The organism is Leucobacter sp., from assembly GCF_053528595.1.
In genome coordinates this window covers 1-21,657 of sequence record NZ_JAIVPF010000013.1, presented here as the reverse complement: position 1 = coordinate 21,657, position 21,657 = coordinate 1, and the positions used below count along the sequence as shown (strand labels likewise).

Here is a 21,657-nt window from a genome sequence, read left to right as displayed (position 1 = left end):
GCGAGCACCAGGCTGAAGATGCGCTGCTCGCCGGGCACGCGACCGGCCATCGAGACCTCAGTTCACGCCGATGATGTCGACGACCACGACCTGGGCCTCCTCGCCCTGCTCGTGATCGATGATCACGACCTGCGATCCGACGGTCTTGCCGGTGAGCTCACCGCGGAAGGTGTGACCCGACTCCTCGATCTGGTCCTCGGTGCCGATCGCGATGAGGCCGCTCTCCCAGGTGTTGGTGCGCTCCTCGCCGTCCCATCCGACGGAGAGGACCTGCGCGATGACGTTGTCGTCGGCCGCGACCTCCTCGCCGGAGCCGGAGATGCGCACCGCCGACTGGGTGCCGGCCGGAGCCGGCCGCGGGGGCAGCACGATGCCGGGGCGGCCCTCGTCGTCGGTCACGACGGCGGGATACCCGGAGGGCAGCCCGCGCACCGGACCGCTCGCCGCGAGCGGGCTCGTCGAAACCGTGTCGATGACGCCGACGATGGGGGCTTCGACCGCCGTGCCGAGCTGCATCCCGAACTGCGCGCTCTCCTCGGGCGACATCGCCAGCACGACCCGGTCGCCGGGCACCGTGCAGCGCACGGCCTCGCTCAGGGGGTTGGCGGTGTCAGCCGAGACCAGGAGGAACTCGGGCGACTGCCCCGCCTCGGCGAAGCCGGGGCTCTGGTACAGCTGCTCGCCGCTGCCGGAGTCGAAGAACGCCATGTTCACGCCGACGAGCGTGCCCTCGTCGGCAGCGCCCGACCGATCCTCGGCCTCCTGCACCACGGTGCGCTGCGAGGTGAGGATCTCCGCCTGCTCCGGGGCGGAGATCTGCGGCGCCTCGCCGAAACCGCCGAGCACGGTCACGCTGTCGCTGAGCGCGCCCGGCTCGAACTGCGGCTCGCAATCGGCGGCCGCCCGCTGAGCGCTGCAGCCGGTCGCACCGGCCAGGAGCAGCGCAACCGCTGCGGTTGCGGGAACCAGTCGACGAAGCATATGCACCTCTCGCAGAAGCCTGTGTGAACCTCGCTATCCTATCGAATCCGAACCGGGCCCACGCTCCGGACGCGCGGCGTCGCCGGCTTCCCCCGAACCCTCGTCCAGCTGCGCGCCGCGCTCCCGCGCGAAGCGCTGCGCCTCGCGCACCTTCTTGCGCAGCACCTTGTCGCTCTTGCCGCGCTCGCCCACCACCTCGGGCGTCCAGACCTCTCCCGAGGCCGCGCCGCCCAGATCCGGCAGCCAGCTGGCCAGGTCGTCGTCGGTGAACTCGCCCTTGGAGGCCCGCCGCTTGAGCTCGGGCAGCACGGTGCCCGGCGCGAGCCTGCGCGCCGTGATGAGGAAGCCGGTGTGGGCCACCATCCGGTGGTCGGGCCGCACTGCGAGCCCCTCGACGTGCCATCCGCGCACCATGGTCTCCGAGGACTGCGGGTGCGTGAACGAGCCGCTGCGCCGGATCTCCTCCGCGGTGCGCGAGAGCTGCGTGACCGTGGCCACGTAGCAGATCAGCACGCCGCCGGGCGAGAGCGCCTCGGCGGCGACCCCCACGCACTCCCAGGGCGCGAGCATGTCGAGCACGACCCGATCCACGCTGCCCGCCGGGCACGTGGAGGGCAGGGTCTCCTGCAGGTCTCCGACGGTGACGGTCCAGTTCTCGGGCGCGCGCCCGGCGAAGGCCGCGACGTTGCCGCGCGCGACGTCGGCGAACTCCTCCCGGCGCTCGAACGAGTACAGCCGCCCCTCCGGGCCGATCCCCCGCAGCAGGTGCAGCGACAGCGCACCGGAACCGACGCCGGCCTCGACCACCCGGGCTCCCGGGAAGATGTCGGCGAGGGAGAGGATCTGCGCCGCGTCCTTCGGGTAGACGATCGCGGCGCCCCGCGGCATCGACATCACGAAGTCCGACAGCAGCGGCCGCAGCGCCAGGTACTCCTCGCCGCTGCTGTTCACCACCACCGACGCGTCCGGCAGGCCCACGATCTCCGAGTGGCGGATCATGCCGCGGTGGCTGTGGAACTCGCCGCCCTCCACGAGGGTGATCGTGTTGAGGCGCCCCTTCGGGCCCGTGAGCTGCACGCGGTCGCCGTAGCCGAGCGGCCCGCGGGGCGCCGGCGTCCCCTCGAGCAGGCCGGCGAGCCCTGAGCCGACCGCCTCGGACGGCCGCTGCCGCAGCAGCGCGAATCGGGCCGCGACGCGCTCGGCGTCGACACCGGCGAGCGTCGGCCACAGCTCGTGCGCCGAGGCCTTCGAGAGGTCGACCAGGTTGGGCACCCCGATGGCGACCGCGCCGGCGGCCCGGGCCGAGCCCAGTCCCGGAGCCGAGTCCTCGATCGCGACGCAGTCCTCGATGGCGACGCCCAGCAGCTCGGCGCCGCGCAGGTAGGGCGCCGGGTGGGGCTTCTCGTGGGCGACCTCGTCGCCGGTGACGCTGACGGCGAAGGACCCCGCGGGCAGCATCTCGAGCACGACGTCGGCGATCGAGCGCACGGACATCGTCACGAGCGCGCTGGGAACACCCGCCTTCCCGAGGGAGGCCAGCAGCTCGAGAGCACCCGGGCGCCACTGCGGCCCGGACTCGCGCAGCCCCGCGATCACCCCGTCCGCCCACTCCGCGATGATCTCGTCGGCCGCGAGGGGGACCCCGAGCTCCTGGAACAGGCCGGCGGCGGCCCGCAACCCGGAGCCGACCATGCGCTCGCTCATCTCGGGGCTCAGCTCGATCCCGTAGCGGGCCAGCATCGCGAGCTCCGCGGTGAGCCAGAGCGGCTCGGAATCGATCAGGGTGCCGTCCATGTCCCACAGCACGGCGGCGGGGGCGTTTCGAGTAGGGATCGCGCTCATCCCAGCAAGTCTACCGACCCGGCGGCACCGCTTCCCGGCGCGCGGGATCCCGCAGCGCCGCCCGCGCGGACCGCGCCGAGCCGAGCAGCCGATATCCTGGTGCACATCCGTCCCGACCCGAGGAGCGCCGCTTCGTGACCGCATCCGCCGCCCAGTACCCCCGCGTACTCATCGCCGCCTTCCAGGGCTGGAGCGACGCCGGCGACGCGACCACCGAGGTGCTGCAGCATCTCGGCGAACTGCTCGACGCGGAGGTGCTGCACGTCATCGGCTCCGAGGGCTACGTGGACTTCCAGGTGCACCGGCCGCGGCTCGTCCTCGACGGTTCCGGCAAGCGGACGCTCGAGTGGCCGGACACCCGTCTCTACGGCAGGATCGAGCGCCCCGGCGAGGCGCTCGAGACCGACGCCGAGGATCCGGCCTCCGGAGGCGCGACCGAGACCGTGCACCGGCTCGACGGCAGCCCCGTCACCGATCTGTTCCTGCTCGCCGGGGTGGAGCCGGCCCGCGACTGGCAGAACTTCGCCGACGAGATCGTCGAGCTGGTCGACGTGTGGGCGATCGACATCGTGATCCTGCTCGGCGCCATGTTCTCCGACGCCCCGCACTCCCGCCCCATCGTGACCACCCTCACCTCGGAGAGCGCCGAGCTGCGCGCCCAGACCGGGGCGGAGCGCAGCAGCTACGAGGGCCCCGCGGGCATCTCGGCCGTCGTGGACCTCGCGCTCACCGAAGCGGGGATCCCGCCCATCTCGCTGTGGGCCCACGTGCCCCACTACGTGCACAGCACCCCCTCGCCCAAGGCCACGCTCGCGCTGCTCGACAAGCTGGAGGAGCTGCTCGACGTCGTGATCCCCCGCGGCGAGCTGCTGGCGCAGGCGAACGAGTGGGAGGCCAACATCAACCGCATCGCCGCGGCCGACGAGGAGATGACGCGCTACATCCGCCGCCTGGAGGAGTCGCGCGACGAGGCGCTCGCCGCGGAGACCACGGGAGACGCGATCGCCATGGAGTTCGAGAAGTTCCTCGAGCGGGATCGCCAGAACCCCTCGGTCTCCGATCCCCCGGTGCCCCGGCCCCCGAGGCCGGCGCCGCCCCTGCCCGGGCCGCCCGCGGAGCGGCGGGATGCCGACGGGGGCGCAGCCGGGAACCCCGACGTGGGAACCGAGGACGAGCGCTCCGACGAGGATCCGCGCCCCGACGAGGATCCGCGCCCCGACGAGGATCCCGGCTCGACCGCCCCCTAGAGCTCCACGCCCAGCAGCGCCAGCACCGCGGACGCCACGAGCTCGGGATCGTCGACGCCGCGGTCGAGGGCCGCGTCGAGCGTGGCCAGCATCACGGGCGTGTCGAGATCGTTGGCGAGCGCCGCGCGCAGCTGCTGCAGCACCCAGACCGCCGACGCCGGCTCGTCTCCGGCGCGCCGCAGCCCCTCGCGCCACGCCTCGAGTCGTCGCGTGGCGGTGCCGAGGTCGCCGTCGTGCCACTCCCACTCCGAGCGGTAGTGGTGGGCGAGCAGGCCGAGCCGGACGGCGGAGGGATCCGCTGCCGGAACGCTGTGGGTGCCGTTCAGCAGTTTCGACACGAACACGAGGTAGCCGCGGGACTTCGACATCTTGTGCCCCTGATAGGACACGAGCCCCGCGTGACAGTAGGCGTGCGCGAGCGGGGTGCCCGAGAGCGCCGTCGCGTGAGCCGCCGTGTACTCGTGGTGCGGGAAGATGAGGTCCGATCCGCCGCCCTGCACGGTGAAGGCCCCGCCGAGCGCGCGCGTCGCGATCACGGAGCATTCGATGTGCCAGCCGGGGCGCCCCTCGCCGACGGGCGAGTCCCAGCTCGGCTCTCCGGTACGCGCCGCCCGCCACAGCAGCGGATCGAGCGGATTGCGCTTGCCCGGGCGATCGGGATCGCCGCCGCGCTCGGCGCTCAGCCGCAGCATGAGCTCGCGGTCGTACGGCGCGACATCGCCGAGCCGCCACTGCGACGCCCGCTCCGCGGCGTCGGTGTCGAAGTAGAGATCCTCGCCCTCGGCGTCCTCGGTGGGCACCCGGTAGGCGAGCCCCCGCTCGAGCAGCTCGCGCACGGCTCCGGCGATCTCGTCGATCTGCTCCGTCACCGCGACGTAGTGCTCGGGCGGGATCATGCCCATGCGGTGCATGTCGGAGCGGAACAGCCCGATCTGCTCGTCGGCGAGATCACGCCAGTCGACGCCCGTGTCCGCAGCCCGCTCGAGCAGCGGATCGTCCACGTCGGTGATGTTCTGCGCGTACACCGTCTCGATGCCCGCGTCGCGCCACGCGCGCTGCATGAGGTCGAAGGCGAGGTAGGTGAAGGCGTGACCCAGGTGCGTCGCATCGTAGGGCGTGATGCCGCAGACGTAGAGCAGGGCCCGGCCCTCCGGGATCGCGGGGTGCTCGAGGCGGCCGCTCGCGGTGTTGAAGAGCTTGGGAACGATCCCGTCGCCCGGCAGCTGCGGGACGACGGGCGGGGTCCAGGTTCTCACAGGCCGGCTCCGTTCGTCGCTGCGACCGCGACGGCGCCCTGCGCGACCGAGGTGCCGCCCTCGGCCGTGAGCACGCCCGTGCCCAGCAGCACCATGATCACGATGCCGAGCAGCACGCGGTACACCACGAAGGGCATGAAGCTGCGCTTCGTGATGTAGCCCATGAAGAACTTGATGACGAAGATGGCGACCACGAACGCGATCACCGATGCCACGACGGTCATCGACATCGGCGCGCCGCCGCTCGGCTCGCGCACCTCCTTGTACAGCTGGTAGAAGCCCGAGCCGAGCACCGCCGGGATGGCCAGCAGGAACGAGTAGCGGGCCGCCGCCTCGCGCTTGTAGCCCATCAGCAGGCCCGCGGTGATCGTGCCGCCCGAGCGGGAGACGCCCGGGATCAGCGCGGCCGCCTGGGCGAAGCCGTAGATGAGGCCGTGCTTCCAGGTGAGCTGCTCGAGCGGGCGCACCTTGCGGCCCACCCGGTCGGCGACGCCGAGCAGGAGACCGAAGACGATGAGGGTGGTCGCGACGAACCACAGCGAGCGCAGCGTGGTCTCGATCTGATCCTGGAAGAGCAGCCCCAGCACCACGATCGGCACGGTGCCGAGGATGATCCACCATCCCATGAGCGCGTCGGGATCCGTGCGCGGTGCGCGCCCCGCCAGCGACTGCGCCCACCGGCCGATGATGCGCACGATGTCGCGCCAGAAGAACACGATGACCGCGGCCTCGGTGCCGATCTGGGTGATCGCCGTGAACGCCGCGCCGGCGTCGCCGATGCCGAGCAGCTCGGTGGCGATGCGCAGGTGGGCGCTCGACGAGATCGGGAGGAACTCGGTGAGCCCCTGGATGATGCCGAGGAGGATCGCCTCGAAGATTCCCATCGTTTCCTTTCGTGGCGGCAGCCGCGCACCGCTTCTGATTCGGGCCGCCGTCCAGGATAGCCCAGCGGGGATCAGTAGGTGCGCAGCAGGTCCACGAGCACCCGGTGCCCGAAGTCGAGCGCCTCGAGCGGCACCCGCTCGTCGACGCCGTGGAACATGCCCGGGAAGTCCAGGTCGGCCGGCAGCCGCAGCGGCACGAATCCGTAGCCCGTGATGCCGAGCAGCGAGAGCGCCTTGTTGTCGGTGCCGCCCGAGAGCAGGTACGGCAGCACGCGGGCCTCGGGATCTGCGCGGCGCAGGCTCGCCGTCATGGCCTCGACGATCTCCCCGCCGAACGGCACCTCGAGCCCGATGTCCGAGTGCACGGTCTCGATCTCGATGTCGGGGCCGACGATGCGCTGCACCTCGGCGAGCACGTCGCCCTGCTCGGCGGGCAGCGAGCGCACGTCGACGAGCGCCTCGGCCGTGTCGGGGATCACGTTGTGCTTGTACCCGGCCGCGAGCACCGTGGGGTTGCTCGTATTGCGCAGGCTCGCCTGGATGAAACCGCCGCCCGTGCCCAGCCGCAGCACCAGCTCGTCGGCCGACACCTCGCGCGGATCCTCGCCGAGGATCGCGGCGACCTCGTCGAGCAGCTCACGGGTCGTGTCGCAGAGCACGAGCGGCCACTCGTGGCGTCCGAGCGCGGCGATGGCCTCGGCCAGGCGGGTGACCGCGTTGTCGCGCCACACCCGCGATCCGTGGGCCGCGGTGCCGCGGGCGCGCAGGCGGATCCAGTCGAGCGCCTTCTCCCCCGTCTGGATCAGGTAGGCGCGGGTGCCCGCGATGTCGATGGAGTAGCCGCCCACCTCGCTGATGGCGGTCTCCGCTCCGGCGAAGAGCTCCGGGTGGTTCGCGACCAGGTGGTGGGCGCCGTAGACGCCGCCGTTCTCCTCGTCGGCGAAGAAGGCGAGGATGATCTCCCGCCGCGGCAGCTCGCCGGCCCGCAGCAGCTCCGCGACGGCGGTGAGCATCATCGCGTCCATGTCCTTCATGTCGACCGCGCCCCGGCCCCACAGCATGCCGTCGCGCACCTCGCCGGCGAAGGGGTCGACGCTCCAGTTCGCCGGGTCGGCGGGCACCACGTCGAGGTGGCCGTGCAGCACCAGCGCGGGCAGTTCCGGTTCGGCGCCCGGCACGCGCGCGATCACACTGGCCCGGCCCGGCAGCGACTCGAGGATCTGCGGCTCGAGCCCGAGCTCGCGCAGGTACGCCGCGACGTACTCGGCCGCCGGCAGCTCGGGCTCGGCGTCGCCCCCGCCCCGGTTGCTCGTGTCGATGCGGATCAGATCGCGGGCCACACGAGCGGTCTCGGAGAGCGGCGATTCGGTCGGTTCCCGGCGCTCATGCCCGGTGGTCTCGATGCTCATGCTCCCAGCGTAGCCGCAGCGACCGTCGACGAGGTCCCGTGTGACGCCGGAACACGATACGCTCGCAGAGTGCGCCGCCACGGCGCGGCGATTTCGACCATGCGGAGGTGACCACCGTGAGTGCGGCGCGCCTGCCCGTTGCCGGATTCCTGCTCGCGATCGGCTCGGCGGGGAGCTTCGCGCTCTCCGGCATCTTCGCGAGCGCGCTCATCTCGGCGGGCTGGAGCGCCGGTGCGGCCGCGGCGGCGCGCATCCTCGTCGCGGCGCTCGTGCTCGCCGTTCCGACCCTGGTCATGCTGCGCGGGCAGTGGATCCTCGTGCGGCGGGCCTGGGCGCCGATCCTGCTCTTCGGCCTGCTGGCGGTGGCCGGATGCCAGCTGGCCTTCTTCCTGGCCGTGGAGTTCATCCCCCCGAGCCTCGCGCTGCTCATCGAGTTCATGGGCCCGGTGCTGCTGATGCTGTGGATGTGGCTCCGCACCCGGATCGCGCCGTCCGGCGTGACGCTCCTCGGGGCCGGCATCGCGGTGCTCGGCCTCGTCGCGGTCTCGGGCGTCGGGCTCGGCGGCGCCCTGCACCCCCTCGGCATCCTCTTCGCCCTCATCGCGGCGATCGGCAACGCCGCCTACTACGCCACCGGAGCCGCGACCGACCACGGGATCCCGCCCCTGCCCTTCGTGGGGCTCGGACTGGCGGTGGCCGCCGTCGCGCTCGTGGTCGCGAGCGCGACCGGCCTGCTCCCCTTCACCGTGACCGAGGTCGCCCCGGTCATCGCGGGGGCCGAGCTCTCGCCGATCGCGGTCGTCGCGGGCATGGCGCTGATCTCCACGGTGCTGGCCTACGTGCTCGGCGTCTCGGCGTCCCGCCGGCTGGGGGCGACCGTCGCCAGTTTCACCGGCTATTCGGAGCCCCTGTTCGGGATCCTCTGGACCATCGCACTGCTCGCGGTGGTGCCCTCGGGCGCGCAGTGGATCGGCGCGGCGCTCATCGTGACGGGAGTCGTGACCGTCAAGATCGGCGAACTGCTGGGGGCCCGGAAGCGGGTGCGCGGCGTCCCCGGGATCCGCGCGACCAGCAAGACCGGCGAAACCGAGCCGAATCTCTCAGACTGAGCCGTTCGGCGGAGATGCTTCGTGCGGGTTCGACGAATCGGCACGGTTTCGAGGGATCCGGCCCTCGGGTGAACCGACCGTCAGCCGAAGCCGCCGTCAGTCGAAACCGCTGTCAATCGAACATGAACGTCGAGGCGCACGTGCCGAACGCGATCACGAACGCGGCGAAGAGCACGAGCGTCACCCACGCCTTCGGCGGCACGTCCTGCGGCGACTCGTCGGCGTCGCTCGCGACGCGCTCGTCGTCCCGTTCGGCGGGCGGCGTCACAGCCCGCTCGCGATCCTCGCGATGTCCGTCGCCATCGCGATGGCGAGGATCACGAACACGACGGCGATGAACCAGGTGTACATCCAGCGGGAGCGGTGGTCGCTGATCCAGAACCGGCGCACGCTGATCACGCCGTTCACGCCGGCGACCAGGCACAGCAGGATGCCGACGGGCGCGGCGAACACCCCGGCGAATCCGAGGATCGGCACGAGGATCGGCACCAGCAGGTACGTGATCAGGCAGCGCACCCCGGAGACCACCATCGAGACGCGGAAGCCGCGGTGCGCCTCGCGCTCCACCCGCGGCGAGCGGTCCACCTCGTGCACGCGCAGCAGCGCGCGCATGAACCGGTCGGCCGCCGGGCGCTCCGGCGAATCCGCGACGGACGACTCTCGGATCGGGGCGTCGACGGCGGCCACCGCCGCGACCTCGGCCGCTCGTTCCTGCTGAGACGGCACTGCACTCACGGAGGTCATCGCTTCCCCTCGATCGGTTCGTCATGGGCCGCAGGCGGCGCCCGCCGGGCGGACGCCTGCGCGACCCAGCCTAACAAGCTCTCGCTCGGATCGCGCTGAGCGCTGCGGAGCGAGCGGGTCCCGGTTTCCGTCAGGTCCGGCGGCACGCGCGCGCTCGGCGCAGCGCGCTGCACCGAGGGCGAGACGCCCTCGGGACCTGCCGTGGACAGCCGGGAACGGCTGTCCACCCGGCTCCGTCAGGTCTGGCAGGTCGGGCACCAGTAGAGCTTGCGGGCGCCGAACTCCTCGAGCAGGATGTTGGTGCCGCAGCGCTTGCAGGGCGTGCCCTCGAGCTTGTACACCCAGTGGCGCTCGTCCCGCTCCGCCAGGGCGCGCCGGTAGTCCGCTCCCTCGAGGCCGTCGATCGTGATCATCTGCCCGACGGTGATGCCGATCTCGAGCAGGTGCGCCCAGTCGTCCCAGAGCGCTTCGAGCACGGCGGGATCGAGCGAGTTCGCCGGAGTGTGCGGGTCGAGCCCGGCCCGGAACAGCATCTCGGCGCGGTAGACGTTGCCGATCCCCGCCACGACCGACTGGTCCATGAGCACCAGGCCGATCGGCGTCCTCTTCTTGCGCGCGCGCTCGACGAAGCGCCGGCGCTCCGCCGGGGTGTTCGCGTTCGCGGGATCCGGGCCCAGCCGCTGGATCACCGCGTCGACCTCGGCCGGCGTGAGCACCTCGCACGCGGTCGGCCCGCGCAGGTCGGCGCACACCGTCTCGTTGAGCAGGCGCACCCGCACCTGGCCGACCGGCTCGGGCGGGAAGTCGCCGTTCTCCTCCTCGGCCCGGTCGCGCTCCGCCATGCGCACGTGGGCGACCCGCGCGCGACGCGGGGCCCCGATCGACGTCACGGAATCCTCGCCGTCGCGATCGACCGCACCGGCCATGCCCGTCTGGCCGAGCCTGCCGCGACCGAACTTCGTCGCGTGGATCTGGATCGACGGATCGATCCGCACGTCGCCCGCGAAGTCCCAGGCGCCGTAGATGCCGAGGTGCACGCGCAGCCAGTGGTCGCCCTCGAACTCGAGGAACATCTGCTTGCCCACGGCGCGGGCGTCGGTCATCTCGTGGCCGCTCAGGATCGCCGCGCCCTGGGCGAAGCGCCCCTGCGGGCTCGACACCTCGGGAGCGGTGCCGACGAAGTTCGCACCGAACTGGCGAGCGATTCGGTGGACGGAGTGTCCTTCGGGCACGTGACCTCATTTCCTCTTCGGCGATGGATCCTGCGACTTCGCGCAGGATGACGGTAAGCGGCGCGCAGGCCGGCCGGTGGCGGCGCGTGGGCTGCTGACGACGTGCGGGCCGGTGGCGACGTGCGGAACGACGCGGCGGCGCTCCCGGTCTAGAGCTCGTCGACCTGCTTCCCGGCGATCCTCCCCGTGCGCTCGTACTCGCCGAGCTGCGCGACGCGGCGCACGTGCCGCTCGTCACCGGGGAACGGCGTCGCGATGAACAGGTCGATGAACCGGATCGCGTCCTCGAGCGGGTGCTGCCGCGCCCCGATGGAGATCACGTTGGCGTTGTTGTGCTCGCGGGCGAGCGTCGCGGTCGACTCGTTCCACACCAGGGCGGCGCGGATCCCCGCGACCTTGTTCGCGGCCATCTGCTCGCCGTTGCCCGAGCCGCCGAAGACGACGCCGAGCGCCTCGACGCCGTCGCGCTCGTCGCGGGCGACGCCGAGGGCGGCGTTGATGCAGAACGATGGGTAGTCGTCGAGGGCGTCGTACTCCTGCGGGCCGTGGTCGACGACCTCGTGGCCCTGATCGCTCAGGTGCTGCTGCAGCTGCTGGCTGAATTCGAGTCCGGCGTGGTCCGTGGCAACGTGAATGCGCATGCGCTCAAGACTACCGGGATCGCGAGGAGCCGCGGCGGCGCGGAGTCAGAACTGCGGGCCCTTCGTGCGGCCCCGCTTCAGCTCGTAGAAGCCGGGTACGCCCGCGGCCATCACGATGCCGTCCCAGAGCCGCAGCGCCTGCTCCCCCGTCGGCGCGGGCGTGACGACCGGGCCGAAGAAGGAGACGCCGTCGATCGAGATGATCGGCACGCCCACGTCGGGACCGGCGATCTCGAGCGCGTGATCGGTGTTCCGGCGCAGCCGGGCGTCGTACTGCTCGTCGTCCGCGGCCGCCGCGAGCGAGGCGTCGAGGGAGAGCGCCGCGAGCCCCTCCGCGATGATCGCGTCGAAGTCCGCTCGGCCGCCGGGGTGGATCCGCGTGCCGAACTCGGTGTACAGCCCGCCGACGACGCCCTCGCCGTGCGCGCGCCTGGCGGCCTCGATGACCCGACCCGCGCGGTGCCCGTTCCTGAGGCTCTCGGTGTATGGGCCGGGCTCGCTGTCCTCGTTGATGATCTGGAGGCTGATCGGGTGCCAGGCGATCTCGAAGCCGCGCACCTCGGCGACCTCGGCCGCCCAGCGGCTCGTCATCCAGCACCACGGGCAGATCGGATCGAAGTAGAACTCGACCGACGGAGAGGCTTCGGATCCTGCTGCGTTGCTCATGCGCCCAGCCTAGCGAGCGGACGGCGGCCGCGGAACCGGCCGTTCCACGCGCTCGCCCAGCAGCCGGGCATAGGCTTGACGTCGTACCCATCGGCGCCGGCCGCGAGCCGCGCGCATCGTCCCACCTCACTCGTCAGGAGCATCAGTGCCAGGAACGAACCTCACCCGCGAAGAGGCCCGCGAACGCGCGGGCCTCGTCTCGACCGAGCGCTACGAGGTCGAGCTCGATCTCACCACCGGCCCGGAGACCTTCGCGGCCGTCACCACCATCCGCTTCTCGGCCGTCGAGGGCGCATCGACCTTCGTCGATCTCATCGCCGACTCGGTCGAGAGCGTGGAGCTGAACGGCACGGCGCTCGACCCCGCGGAGCTCTTCGCCGACTCCCGCGTGCGGCTGCCCGGACTCGCCGCGCACAACACGGTGCGCATCGCCTCGACGCAGCGCTACACCAACACCGGCGAGGGGCTGCACCGCTTCGTCGACCCGGCCGACGGCGAGGTCTACCTCTACTCCCAGTTCGAGGTGCCGGACTCGCGCCGCATGTTCGCCGTGTTCGAGCAGCCCGATCTCAAGGCGACGTTCCGGTTCACGATCACGGCGCCGGCCCGATGGCAGGTCGTGAGCAACCAGCCGACACCCGAGCCCGCGCCGGCCGGCGAGCGGAACGGCGAGGCAGCCGCCACCTGGGCCTTCGAACCGACCCCCGTCATGTCGAGCTACATCACCGCGCTGATCGCGGGCCCGTACAGCGTCGTGCGCTCGGAGCTCACGAGCCGCGACGGACGCACGATCCCGCTCGGAGTCTTCTGCCGCGCCTCGCTCAGCGACTACCTCGACGCGGACTACATCTTCGAGAAGACCCGCGAGGGCTTCGCCTTCTTCGAGGAGCAGTTCGACTACCCCTACCCCTTCGACAAGTACGACCAGCTCTTCGTGCCCGAGTACAACATGGGCGCGATGGAGAACGTCGGCGCCGTCACCTTCACCGAGGCCTACGTCTTCCGCAGCCAGGTCACGGACGCGATGCGCGAGCGCCGGGTCGTGACGATCCTGCACGAGCTCGCCCACATGTGGTTCGGCGATCTCGTCACGATGCGCTGGTGGAACGACCTCTGGCTGAACGAGTCGTTCGCCGAGTACATGTCGACCCTGGGCGTGGCCGAGGCGACCGAGTGGGACGAGTGCTGGACCACCTTCGTCGCCTCCGAGAAGTCGTGGGCCTACCGCCAGGATCAGCTGCCCTCGACCCACCCCATCGTCGCCGAGATCCGCGACCTCGAGGACGTGCTCGTCAACTTCGACGGCATCACCTACGCGAAGGGCGCCTCGGTGCTCAAGCAGCTCGTGGCCTGGGTGGGCCGGGAGCCGTTCATGCGCGGGGTGCACGACTACTTCGTGAAGCACCACCACTCCAACACCGAGCTGCCCGACCTGCTCGCGGAGCTCGAGGCCCAGAGCGGCCGCGACCTCGCCGCGTGGTCGAAGCTGTGGCTCGAGACCGCGGGCGTCAACACGCTGCGCCCCGTCTTCGAGCTCGATTCCGAGGGCCGCTACACGGGGTTCGCGATCGAGCAGACGGCGGTCGACGAGTACCCGACGATCCGGCCCCACCGCATCGCGGTCGGGCTGTACTCGATCGACGGCGACGCGGTGCGCCGCGTGCACCGCCTCGAGCTCGACGTCGACGGCCCGCGCACCGAGGTACCCGAGCTGGCGGGCGTCGCGCAGCCGGACCTGCTGCTGCTCAACGACGACGATCTGACCTACGCGAAGATCCGGCTCGACGAGCGCTCGCTCGCGACCGCGGCGACGCGACTCGGGTCGTTCGAGGACTCCCTGGCCCGGGCGCTCGTCTGGGGCACGCTCTGGGACGCGACCCGCGACGCCGAGTTCCCGGCCTCCCGCTTCGTCGACATCGTGCTCGAGCACATCGCAAACGAGACGGCCTCGACCACGCTGCGCACCCTGCTGAGCCAGCTGCTGCTGGCCGCCTCCAGCTACGTCGCGCCGGCGAAGCGGCAGGCGACGCTGGAGCGCGTCGCCGACGCGCTGTGGAAGCTCGCGGTCGACGCCGATCCCGGATCGGACAACCAGTTCCAGTTCGTCAAGGCCTTCGGCCAGCTGGCCTCCAGCGAGGAGCAGCTGGAGACGGTACAGGGACTCTTCGACGGCTCGCTCCCCCTCGACGGCCTCGACATCGACACCGATCTGGGCTGGGAGCTGCTCATCGCGCTCGCGGCCGGCGGCCGCGCGAGCGATGCGCAGATCGAGGCGCGACTCGCCGAGGATCGCACCGCGACCGGCAACCAGTCCGCCGCGCACGCCCGCGCGGCGCTGCCGACGGCCGCCGACAAGGCCCGCGCGTGGGCGTCGGTGTTCGACGAGAGCGGCAAGCCCAACGCCATCGTGCGCTCGACCGGCCTCGGTTTCACCCGCGCGCACGATCTCGCGCTGCTCGAGCCGTACGTGGCGCGCTTCTTCGACGCGCTGCTCTCCGTCTGGGAGACCCGCAGCTACGCCATCGCCGAGGAGCTCATCGAGGGCTTCTACCCCGCGCCGCTCGCGAACACCGGACTCGCGGAGGCGACGCGCGCCTGGCTCGACGCCCACCCGGACGCGCCGGCCGCGCCGCGACGGATGGTCTCCGAGCATCTCGCGGGCGTGGAGCGCGCGCTGCGCGCCCAGCAGGTCGACCGGGAGGTCTGAGTGGACGGCGTCGACGGGGTCGAGGAGGTCGAAGAGGTGGTCGGGCAGGCGCTCGGCGACTTCCTGACGACGTACCAGGTGCCGCTGCGCATCCTGCTGATCATCGCGCTCGCGGTGCTGCTGAACTGGCTGCTGCGCCGCCTCCTCATGCGCACGGTCACGCGGATCGTGAGCGGCGTGAAGCGCGCTCAGAACGTCGACACCACCTCCGAGATCCAGGCCGCGCCGTACGTGAACGCGCGTGCGGTGCAGCGCACGCGAACCCTCGGCACCGTCGGTCGCGCCGCCATCACGTGGATCATCGTCGCGATCGCGCTGATCCTCGTGCTCGCGGAGCTGGACGTGAACGTCGGCGCGCTCGTCGCGTCGGCCGGCATCGTCGGCGCGGGCCTCGCGTTCGGCGCTCAGAATATCGTGAAGGACATCCTCAACGGCATCTTCATGGTCTTCGAGGATCAGCTGGGCGTGGGCGACGCCGTGACCATCGGCGAGGTGAGCGGCACCGTGGAGGACGTGGGGATCCGCGTCACCCAGGTGCGCGCGGTGGACGGCACGCTGTGGTTCGTGCGCAACGGCGAGATCCTGACGCTCGGCAACGCCTCGCAGGGCTGGGGCCGCGCGCTGATCGACATCACGGTCGAGGCCGACGCGGATCTCCGCGAGGTGGAGCGGGTGGCGCTCGCCTCCGCGCGGGAGCTGCTGGAGGCGCCCGAGACCGCGCGCAAGATCACGGGCTCCCCCGAGGTCTGGGGTGTGGAGAGCGCCTTCGGCGACCGGATGACGATGCGCCTCGCCATCCGCACCCGGCCGGAGGCGCAGTGGGCGGTGCAGCGCGCCCTGCGCCCGGTGCTGGTGCGCCGGTTCGCCGAGGCCGGCATCCAGCTCGCGACCGAGCTGCCGCAGTACCCCGGAGGTGGCAAGTGACGGCCGAGCAGCGCACCCCGGATCCCGCGCCCCAACCCCGCCTCACACTCCGTTCGGGCGAGGGCGGCGACGCGGTGACCGACACCCTGTGGTCGCAGGTCGGGGGCACCGACACCTTCGAGCGCCTCGTGCGCGCCTTCTACCGGGGCGTGCGCGAGGACCCTGTGCTCGCGCCGATGTACCCCGACGAGGACTGGGAGGGCGCGATCTGGCGCCTGCGCACCTTCCTCGAGCAGTACTGGGGCGGACCGACCACATACTCCGAGCAGCGCGGGCACCCCCGCCTGCGCATGCGGCACGCGCCCTTCGCCGTGACGCCCGAGGCGAAGGAGCACTGGCTCCGGCACATGCACGCGGCACTGGACGAGGTCGCGCTGCCGCCGATGCACGACGCGGCGTTCCGGGACTACGTCGAGCGCGCGGCGCTCGCGATGGTCAACCGGTTCGAGTGACCGCGGCGGCCCGCCGGAGCTCGCGGCTCAGACCGACGGCTGCCGGTGCCCGGAGAAGAGGAGGGCGCCGCCCAGCGCGATCATGAAGCCGCCGCCGGTCGCGCCGAGCGCGGCCATGCGCTTCGGCGAGCTGCCGAGCCAGGTGCGCGCGGCGCTCGCGGCCAGCACCCAGGCCGAGTCGCAGATCGCGGCCAGCACGACGAAGATCAGGCCGAGCTCGAGCATCTGCAGCGGGATCGCGCCGGCCTCCCGGCTGACGAACTGCGGCAGCACCGCCACGAAGAACACGATGGTCTTCGCGTTGGTGACGCCGACGAGGAAGCCCTGCAGCGTCTGGCGCCGCCACGTGAGGCGCAGCGGCGGCACGTTCCGCAGCGCGGACTCGTGCCGGTGGCGGATCGCCTGCACCCCCAGGTAGACGAGGTAGGCGGCGCCGATCGCCTTGAGCGCGGTGAACAGCACCGCCGAGGCCGCGACGACGGCGCCCACGCCGAGGGCCACCGCGATCACCAGCACGGCCGCGCCGATGAGGTTGCCGAACACGCTCAGCAGCCCTCCGAGACGTCCCAGCGCGAGCGAGCGGCCGATCGTGAAGAGCACGCTCGGTCCCGGGATCACGATGAGCACGAAGGCCGCGATCCCGAACGCGACCATGTTCTCGAGGGGCACCATGCGTCGATCCTAACCGCGACGGCGCGATCCGGCGCGGCGGTCAGCGGTCGCCGGCGGCATCCGAGCGGCGGGGCACCAGCAACCAGAGACCGACGGCGGAGGCGCCCACGGCCAGCACGACGCCCGAGAGCAGCACGGCCGACTGGATGCCGAAGAGCGACCCCAGCAGGCCGGCGGTCACGCCTCCGAAGGTCATCGTGCCCGAGCTGAACATGGTGTAGGCGCCGATCACACGACCGCGCTCCGCGTCGGGCGCCTGCAGTTGCACGATGCTCATCTCGGTCGACTCCGAGGTGATCTTCGCGAGGCCGCCGATGGCGAGCGCGATGACCGCGACGATGAGGCTGCCGCTGCCGGCGAAGACGACGATGGCGACGCCCAGGAGGATCGCGCTGCCCACGGCCGTCGGGGCGGTGGGCGGCACCTTGCGCGTGGCCTCGAGGAGGAATCCCCCGACCACGCCGCCTGCGCCGTTCGCGAAGAGCAGGAGCCCGTAGGCCGCTCCGCCCGCGTCGCCGCCGAGGATCTCCGCGAACTCCGGCATCGCGTTCTGCAGCAGATGACCGATCGTCATCCCGGCGAGCGCGGTGAGCAGGATCATGCCGAGGATCTCGCGGTGCCGCCGCACCGTGCCGAGCACCGAGAACGCGGCGAAGAAGGACATGCGCGGCTGCGCGGGCCGGTCGGCGGGGACCCGCTCCTCCCGCCGCCCGTGACCGGTGAAGCGCGTGCGGAAGAGGAAGACCGTGAGCGGCAGATAGATGAGGACGTTCACGAACATGCCGTACGCGGGACCGATCCCGATCAGCAGCGCCGAGCCGACGACGGGACCGGCGATGAAGGCGAGACTGCGGAAGGTCGCGTTGATCCGCACCGCGCCCGGGAGCTGCTTCGGACCGACGAAGTCGTAGAGCATGAGCTGCTCGGCGGGCATCCACAGGCAGCCGGCCATGCCGTGCAGCACGAGCAGCACGCAGGCGTGCCAGAGCTCCAGCGTGCCGGTGAGGAACAGCACGCCCCAGCAGACCGAGACGAACATGAAGAGCGCCTGGGCGATCTGGATGATGCGGCGGCAGTCGAAGCGCTGCGCCAGCGCGCCCGCGTATACGGAGAAGAGCAGGAACGGCAGCCAGTGGCTCACGATCTGGAATCCGACGAGCCAGGGCGAGTGGAAGGTCTGCCACAGTACCCAGTAGGCGAGCACGTGCTCGACGTTGTCCGCCATCATCGAGAGCGCGCCGCCCGCGATGTAGGTGCCGGAGTCCCGATTCCTGAGCGCGGCGAAACGGCGCGGATCCTCGACCCCCTGCATGGTCACCAGACTAGCGGCACGGCTCCCGGTCTCGCCGGAGCACCGCCGCACCTCCGGTGCCGCAGGCTCGGGGCGCCCGGGGCCGGAGGCCTCACGCGGCAGAGGTGGAGACCCCCGTCGTCGGAGTGATGTGTCCGGGGACCTCTCCCTCGTAGTCTCCCGTGCTGAGCGTGCCCGTCGGTTCGAAGAGCATGAAACTGGCCCCGTCGTCCGACCGCGGACGGTGCTCCGTTCCCCGCGGAACGACGAACACGTCGTGACGCTCGAGGTGCACCGAGCTCTGCACCCCGTCTTCGCGGAGATCGATGTCGAGGAGTCCGTCGAGCATCACGAACAGCTCGTCGGTCTCCGGATGGGAGTGCCAGACGAAGCTTCCCCGGACCGTGACCACCCGGAGGTCCCAGTCGTTGACCTGGGTGAGGATACGCGGGTTCCAGTGGTCCTGGAACGAGTCGAGGACGGTGTCGATGTTGATGCGGCGATGTTCCATGGGTCCATCGTGGAGGTTGCCGGAGCGCTCGAAAAGTGCAATAAATAGCGCATGTCGAAACTATCCTTGCAATCTCACGCGGTCGTCGCGCTCGTCGATGAGGGGTCGAACCCCTTCGAGCTGGCCTGCGTGACCGAGGTGCTGGGGATCGATCGCCCCGAGATCGGGGGCCGGCTCTACGACTTCGCGCTCTGCGCGCTTCCCCGGACGGTGCGCATGCGGCAGGGTTTCTTCAGCATGACCGGGATCGCCGATCTCTCCGCCCTCGATCGCGCGCACACGGTGATCGTGCCCAACCGGCCGGACACCTCCAGCCCCCACCACCCCGATGTGCTCGACGCCATCGCCCGTGCGCACGATCGGGGGGCCCGGCTCCTCGGCATGTGCAGCGGCGCCTTCACGCTCGCCGAGGCCGGGGTGCTGAACGGGCGGCGCGCGACCGTGCACTGGCAGTGGGCCGACGAGTTCCGGGCCCGATACCCGCGGGTCGACATCGACGAGGCCGTGCTCTTCGTCGATGACGGCGACATCCTCACCTCCGCGGGCAGCGCGGCCGCGCTCGATCTGGCCCTGCACCTCGTGCGGAAGGATCACGGTTCGGAGATCGCGGCCGCGGTGGCGCGCCGCCTCGTGTTCCCCGGGCATCGGGTCGGCGGGCAGCGTCAGTTCATCGATCGGCCGGTGCCGAAGGAGACCGAGAGCCCGCTCGCCGATGCGCTGGAGTGGGCCGAACGGCACGCCGCCGGGCCGCTCGCCGTCTCGGATATCGCCGCGAGGGCGTCGATGAGCGCTGCGACCCTGCATCGACGCTTCCGCGCCGAGCTCGGATGCACACCGAATCAGTGGCTCACGGCCGTGCGCCTCGACCGCGCCCGCAGGCTGCTCGAGCAGACCGAGGATCCCGTCGACAGCGTCGCCCAGCGGAGCGGCCTGGGAACCTCCGCCAACCTTCGCAAGCGTCTCGCCGAGCACACCGGGCTCACCCCGACCGCCTACCGGAACGCGTTCGCGGCCCGAGCCGGCTGATCGCACCCGGGCTCTTCTCCCCGCACGATCTCCGCGATGCGCGCGACGACGGATGCCATACTGGATGGCATGAGTCTGCACCTCACCGACGATGCCGCCGCCGACGCCCTGCTCACGGACAATCCGCTCGCGCTCCTCATCGGCATGCTGCTCGATCAGCAGGTGGCGATGGAGGTCGCGTTCGCCGGCCCCCTCAAGATCCAGGAGCGGATTGGCGCGGTCGACGCCCGCACGATCGCCGAGACGGATCCCGACGACTTCGTCGCGGCCTTCAAGCAGTCCCCCGCGGTGCACCGCTTCCCCGGTTCGATGGCGGGCCGCGTGCAGACCCTCTGCCGCGCACTGCTCGACGACTGGGGCGGCGACGCCTCGGCCATCTGGACGGAGGGCTCCCCCGACGGCGCCACCGTGCTGAAGCGACTCAAGGCGCTGCCCGGCTTCGGCGAGCAGAAGGCCCGGATCTTCCTCGCGCTGCTCGGCAAGCAGCGCGGCTTCGACGGCGCCGGCTGGCGCGAGGCGTCGGCGCCCTACGGCGAGGAGGGCTCCTTCCGCAGCGTGGCCGACATCGTCTCCCCCGAGACGCTGCTCAAGGTGCGCGAGACCAAGCGCGCGGCGAAGGCGGCGGCGAAGCGGGGCTGAGCCCGCAGCATCCGCGCGCGAGTGCGCCGACGGGCGCGATCTACTCCCGCAGCATCGCGTCGCGCGCCTCCTCGACGATCGCGCGAGCGCACGCCTCCGCCGCCGCGGCATCCCCCGTGCGCACGGCGGCCGCGACCTCGGCGTGGAGCCGCAGCGCCTCCGTGTTCGCCACAGTCGGCATGAGCTCGTGATGGGTGCGGCCCTCCAGCACGGCGACCACGATCGCCCCCAGGCTCGCGAACATCTCATTGCCCGACGCCTCGAGCAGCGTGCGGTGGAACGCGATGTCGCACGAGAGGTACTCGTCGGCGTCGGCGGCCCGCGAGGTCGAGGCCATGCCGACGTAGGCCGCGGCGAGGGCCCCGCACTGCTCCGGCGTCGCGTGCTGCGCGGCGAGGCGCGCCGCCGCGGGTTCGATCGCCGCGCGCAGCTCGCTCAGCGTGCGCAGCAGCGCGGCTCGCTCCGGCCCGTCGAGCCGCCAGCGCAGCACCCGCTCGTCGAAGGGGCTCCACGACGTCGACGGCAGTACCGTGACCCCGACCCGCTGCCGGGTCTCGACCATGCCGAGCGATTCGAGCACGCGCACGACCTCCCGGATCACGCTGCGGGAGACGCCGTGCTCGGCCGCCGCTTCCTCGATGGAGACCCGCCGGCCGACCGGGCGGCGCCCGGCCGCGATGTCAGCCCCCCATCGTTCGAGGATCTCCGAGTGCAGCGGTCCCTGGTTCATCCCTCCAGAGTAGGCCTATCGGCAGATTCGCTTCATCCCGCACGAAATAAAAACGTCTTTAAATGAACACTTGCTTGTAATAAACAGATTATTTAGCTATATTCGCTTCAACCGCACCCGGGCATTCCCCGCCCGGGTGTCCGCCCTCATCGGAATCAGCAAAGGAACGAGGATGTTTCCAGCGAACCCCTTCCCGATGGCAGACGAGATCATCCCCGTCGGCACCGACGGCCGCCTCATCATCGCGGCCCTCGGCGGCTTCGCCGTCATCATCCTGCTCATCACCTGGCTCAGGGTGCACCCGTTCCTGGCGCTCACCATCGGAGCGCTCGGGGTGGGTCTCGCGGCGGGCATGGAGGCGGCGCAGGCGCTCACGAGCTTCACGACGGGCTTCGGCTCCACCGTCGGCGGCGTCGGCGTGCTCATCGCGCTCGGCGCCATGTACGGGAAGCTGCTCGCCGACTCGGGCGGCGCCGACCGCGTGGTCGACACCCTCGTCAGCCGCTCGAGCCCGCGCATGCTCCCCTGGACCATGGGCGTCGTCGGCGCGGTGATCGGCCTGCCCATGTTCTTCGAGATCGGCCTCGTGCTGCTGATCCCGATCATCATCCTCGTGGCGCGCCGCTCCGGCCTGCCGCTCATGAAGATCGCGATCCCGACGCTGGCGGGCCTCTCTGCCATGCACGGCCTGGTG

General features: G+C 71.4%; 22 protein-coding genes and 1 pseudogene. 8 read left to right on the top strand and 15 right to left on the bottom strand.

Annotated features, from left to right (window positions below; genetic code table 11):
- Nucleotides 1-57: 57 nt before the first annotated feature.
- The 3 genes and pseudogenes from ACWKZU_RS02020 to ACWKZU_RS02010 form a co-directional block, all read right to left on the bottom strand.
- A complete protein-coding gene (locus tag ACWKZU_RS02020) occupies nucleotides 58-981 on the bottom strand; it encodes a peptidylprolyl isomerase (RefSeq protein ID WP_449280718.1) in 924 nt (307 codons plus the stop codon).
- A gap of 33 nt (nucleotides 982-1,014) precedes the next feature.
- The gene (locus tag ACWKZU_RS02015) at nucleotides 1,015-2,109 is read right to left on the bottom strand and encodes a tRNA (adenine-N1)-methyltransferase (RefSeq protein ID WP_449280720.1); all 1,095 of its coding nucleotides are present in this window, start codon (nucleotides 2,107-2,109) and stop codon (nucleotides 1,015-1,017) included.
- 153 nt (nucleotides 2,110-2,262) lie between these two features.
- Nucleotides 2,263-2,823: pseudogene (locus ACWKZU_RS02010) on the bottom strand (HAD family hydrolase); the annotation flags it as partial.
- A 134-nt stretch (nucleotides 2,824-2,957) separates the two neighbouring features.
- Between ACWKZU_RS02010 and ACWKZU_RS02005 the strand changes: the two are divergent.
- A complete protein-coding gene (locus ACWKZU_RS02005; RefSeq protein ID WP_449280717.1) occupies nucleotides 2,958-4,070 on the top strand; it encodes a proteasome assembly chaperone family protein in 1,113 nt (370 codons plus the stop codon).
- Here ACWKZU_RS02005 and mshC read toward each other — a convergent pair.
- The 3 genes from mshC to ACWKZU_RS01990 all read right to left on the bottom strand — a co-directional run bounded on the left by mshC (nucleotide 4,067) and on the right by ACWKZU_RS01990 (nucleotide 7,619).
- Nucleotides 4,067-5,326: a cysteine--1-D-myo-inosityl 2-amino-2-deoxy-alpha-D-glucopyranoside ligase gene (gene mshC / locus ACWKZU_RS02000; RefSeq protein ID WP_449280716.1), complete on the bottom strand. Its 1,260-nt coding sequence runs from the start codon at nucleotides 5,324-5,326 to the stop codon at nucleotides 4,067-4,069. The two genes, ACWKZU_RS02005 and mshC, sit on opposite strands and share 4 nt — an antisense overlap.
- The gene (locus ACWKZU_RS01995; RefSeq protein ID WP_449280715.1) at nucleotides 5,323-6,210 is read right to left on the bottom strand and encodes an undecaprenyl-diphosphate phosphatase; all 888 of its coding nucleotides are present in this window, start codon (nucleotides 6,208-6,210) and stop codon (nucleotides 5,323-5,325) included. The genes mshC and ACWKZU_RS01995 overlap by 4 nt, the downstream gene beginning before the upstream one ends.
- 71 nt (nucleotides 6,211-6,281) lie before the next feature.
- Nucleotides 6,282-7,619: a M20/M25/M40 family metallo-hydrolase gene (locus ACWKZU_RS01990; RefSeq protein WP_449280714.1), complete on the bottom strand. Its 1,338-nt coding sequence runs from the start codon at nucleotides 7,617-7,619 to the stop codon at nucleotides 6,282-6,284.
- Nucleotides 7,620-7,726: 107 nt separating this feature from the next.
- Here ACWKZU_RS01990 and ACWKZU_RS01985 point away from each other — a divergent pair, with 107 nt between their 5' ends.
- A complete protein-coding gene (locus tag ACWKZU_RS01985) occupies nucleotides 7,727-8,728 on the top strand; it encodes an EamA family transporter (protein ID WP_449280713.1) in 1,002 nt (333 codons plus the stop codon).
- A 112-nt stretch (nucleotides 8,729-8,840) separates the two neighbouring features.
- Here the strand turns inward: ACWKZU_RS01985 and ACWKZU_RS01980 are convergent, their stop codons facing one another.
- From ACWKZU_RS01980 to ACWKZU_RS01960, 5 genes are all read right to left on the bottom strand, one after another.
- Nucleotides 8,841-8,996 carry a hypothetical protein gene (locus ACWKZU_RS01980; RefSeq protein ID WP_449280712.1) on the bottom strand — a complete coding sequence of 52 codons (156 nt, stop codon included), beginning with the start codon at nucleotides 8,994-8,996 and terminating at the stop codon, nucleotides 8,841-8,843.
- Complete coding sequence (locus ACWKZU_RS01975; RefSeq protein ID WP_449280711.1) at nucleotides 8,993-9,472, bottom strand: hypothetical protein; 480 nt, start codon at nucleotides 9,470-9,472, stop codon at nucleotides 8,993-8,995. The genes ACWKZU_RS01980 and ACWKZU_RS01975 overlap by 4 nt, the downstream gene beginning before the upstream one ends.
- A 236-nt stretch (nucleotides 9,473-9,708) precedes the next feature.
- The gene (locus tag ACWKZU_RS01970; protein WP_449280710.1) at nucleotides 9,709-10,704 is read right to left on the bottom strand and encodes an Fpg/Nei family DNA glycosylase; all 996 of its coding nucleotides are present in this window, start codon (nucleotides 10,702-10,704) and stop codon (nucleotides 9,709-9,711) included.
- A 149-nt stretch (nucleotides 10,705-10,853) separates the two neighbouring features.
- Complete coding sequence (locus ACWKZU_RS01965) at nucleotides 10,854-11,345, bottom strand: ribose-5-phosphate isomerase (protein WP_449280709.1); 492 nt, start codon at nucleotides 11,343-11,345, stop codon at nucleotides 10,854-10,856.
- A 45-nt stretch (nucleotides 11,346-11,390) separates the two neighbouring features.
- Nucleotides 11,391-12,011: a mycothiol-dependent nitroreductase Rv2466c family protein gene (locus tag ACWKZU_RS01960; RefSeq protein WP_449280708.1), complete on the bottom strand. Its 621-nt coding sequence runs from the start codon at nucleotides 12,009-12,011 to the stop codon at nucleotides 11,391-11,393.
- A 145-nt stretch (nucleotides 12,012-12,156) separates the two neighbouring features.
- Here ACWKZU_RS01960 and pepN point away from each other — a divergent pair, with 145 nt between their 5' ends.
- The 3 genes from pepN to ACWKZU_RS01945 are packed head-to-tail and all read left to right on the top strand — an operon-like array spanning nucleotide 12,157 to nucleotide 16,094.
- Nucleotides 12,157-14,718 (top strand): aminopeptidase N, encoded by a 2,562-nt coding sequence (pepN, locus tag ACWKZU_RS01955; RefSeq protein ID WP_449280707.1) that lies wholly within the window; start codon nucleotides 12,157-12,159, stop codon nucleotides 14,716-14,718.
- Nucleotides 14,719-15,642 carry a mechanosensitive ion channel family protein gene (locus ACWKZU_RS01950; RefSeq protein ID WP_449280706.1) on the top strand — a complete coding sequence of 308 codons (924 nt, stop codon included), beginning with the start codon at nucleotides 14,719-14,721 and terminating at the stop codon, nucleotides 15,640-15,642.
- The gene (locus ACWKZU_RS01945) at nucleotides 15,639-16,094 is read left to right on the top strand and encodes a globin (protein ID WP_449280705.1); all 456 of its coding nucleotides are present in this window, start codon (nucleotides 15,639-15,641) and stop codon (nucleotides 16,092-16,094) included. The genes ACWKZU_RS01950 and ACWKZU_RS01945 overlap by 4 nt, the downstream gene beginning before the upstream one ends.
- 27 nt (nucleotides 16,095-16,121) lie before the next feature.
- Here ACWKZU_RS01945 and ACWKZU_RS01940 read toward each other — a convergent pair whose 3' ends face one another.
- The 3 genes from ACWKZU_RS01940 to ACWKZU_RS01930 form a co-directional block, all read right to left on the bottom strand.
- Nucleotides 16,122-16,766 (bottom strand): LysE family translocator, encoded by a 645-nt coding sequence (locus ACWKZU_RS01940; RefSeq protein ID WP_449280704.1) that lies wholly within the window; start codon nucleotides 16,764-16,766, stop codon nucleotides 16,122-16,124.
- 40 nt (nucleotides 16,767-16,806) lie between these two features.
- Nucleotides 16,807-18,078 carry an MFS transporter gene (locus tag ACWKZU_RS01935; RefSeq protein WP_449280703.1) on the bottom strand — a complete coding sequence of 424 codons (1,272 nt, stop codon included), beginning with the start codon at nucleotides 18,076-18,078 and terminating at the stop codon, nucleotides 16,807-16,809.
- A 91-nt stretch (nucleotides 18,079-18,169) separates the two neighbouring features.
- Nucleotides 18,170-18,568: a cupin domain-containing protein gene (locus ACWKZU_RS01930; RefSeq protein ID WP_449280702.1), complete on the bottom strand. Its 399-nt coding sequence runs from the start codon at nucleotides 18,566-18,568 to the stop codon at nucleotides 18,170-18,172.
- A 66-nt stretch (nucleotides 18,569-18,634) separates the two neighbouring features.
- Here ACWKZU_RS01930 and ACWKZU_RS01925 point away from each other — a divergent pair, with 66 nt between their 5' ends.
- Complete coding sequence (locus ACWKZU_RS01925) at nucleotides 18,635-19,594, top strand: GlxA family transcriptional regulator (RefSeq protein ID WP_449280701.1); 960 nt, start codon at nucleotides 18,635-18,637, stop codon at nucleotides 19,592-19,594.
- A gap of 69 nt (nucleotides 19,595-19,663) precedes the next feature.
- Nucleotides 19,664-20,233 carry an HhH-GPD-type base excision DNA repair protein gene (locus ACWKZU_RS01920; RefSeq protein WP_449280700.1) on the top strand — a complete coding sequence of 190 codons (570 nt, stop codon included), beginning with the start codon at nucleotides 19,664-19,666 and terminating at the stop codon, nucleotides 20,231-20,233.
- Nucleotides 20,234-20,273: 40 nt separating this feature from the next.
- On the opposite strand, the gene ACWKZU_RS01915 is transcribed toward ACWKZU_RS01920, so the two are convergent.
- Nucleotides 20,274-20,963: a FadR/GntR family transcriptional regulator gene (locus ACWKZU_RS01915; RefSeq protein WP_449280699.1), complete on the bottom strand. Its 690-nt coding sequence runs from the start codon at nucleotides 20,961-20,963 to the stop codon at nucleotides 20,274-20,276.
- Between the two features lie 196 nt (nucleotides 20,964-21,159).
- On the opposite strand from ACWKZU_RS01915, the gene ACWKZU_RS01910 reads away from it, so the two are divergent.
- Nucleotides 21,160-21,657, top strand: a 498-nt coding sequence (locus ACWKZU_RS01910) for a GntP family permease (RefSeq protein WP_449280719.1), incomplete at its 3' end; no start/stop codon positions are given.

What these genes read in the sequence shown, in the direction of transcription:
- ACWKZU_RS02020 (WP_449280718.1), bottom strand. Translation starts at nt 981, where the DNA reads ATGCTTCGTCGACTGGTTCCCGCAACCGCAGCGGTTGCGCTGCTCCTG.
- ACWKZU_RS01995 (WP_449280715.1), bottom strand. Translation starts at nt 6,210, where the DNA reads ATGGGAATCTTCGAGGCGATCCTCCTCGGCATCATCCAGGGGCTCACC.
- ACWKZU_RS01990 (WP_449280714.1), bottom strand. Translation starts at nt 7,619, where the DNA reads ATGAGCATCGAGACCACCGGGCATGAGCGCCGGGAACCGACCGAATCG.
- ACWKZU_RS01975 (WP_449280711.1), bottom strand. Translation starts at nt 9,472, where the DNA reads ATGACCTCCGTGAGTGCAGTGCCGTCTCAGCAGGAACGAGCGGCCGAG.
- ACWKZU_RS01965 (WP_449280709.1), bottom strand. Translation starts at nt 11,345, where the DNA reads ATGCGCATTCACGTTGCCACGGACCACGCCGGACTCGAATTCAGCCAG.
- ACWKZU_RS01960 (WP_449280708.1), bottom strand. Translation starts at nt 12,011, where the DNA reads ATGAGCAACGCAGCAGGATCCGAAGCCTCTCCGTCGGTCGAGTTCTAC.
- ACWKZU_RS01940 (WP_449280704.1), bottom strand. Translation starts at nt 16,766, where the DNA reads ATGGTGCCCCTCGAGAACATGGTCGCGTTCGGGATCGCGGCCTTCGTG.
- ACWKZU_RS01935 (WP_449280703.1), bottom strand. Translation starts at nt 18,078, where the DNA reads ATGCAGGGGGTCGAGGATCCGCGCCGTTTCGCCGCGCTCAGGAATCGG.
- ACWKZU_RS01930 (WP_449280702.1), bottom strand. Translation starts at nt 18,568, where the DNA reads ATGGAACATCGCCGCATCAACATCGACACCGTCCTCGACTCGTTCCAG.
- ACWKZU_RS01920 (WP_449280700.1), top strand. Translation starts at nt 19,664, where the DNA reads ATGAGTCTGCACCTCACCGACGATGCCGCCGCCGACGCCCTGCTCACG.
- ACWKZU_RS01915 (WP_449280699.1), bottom strand. Translation starts at nt 20,963, where the DNA reads ATGAACCAGGGACCGCTGCACTCGGAGATCCTCGAACGATGGGGGGCT.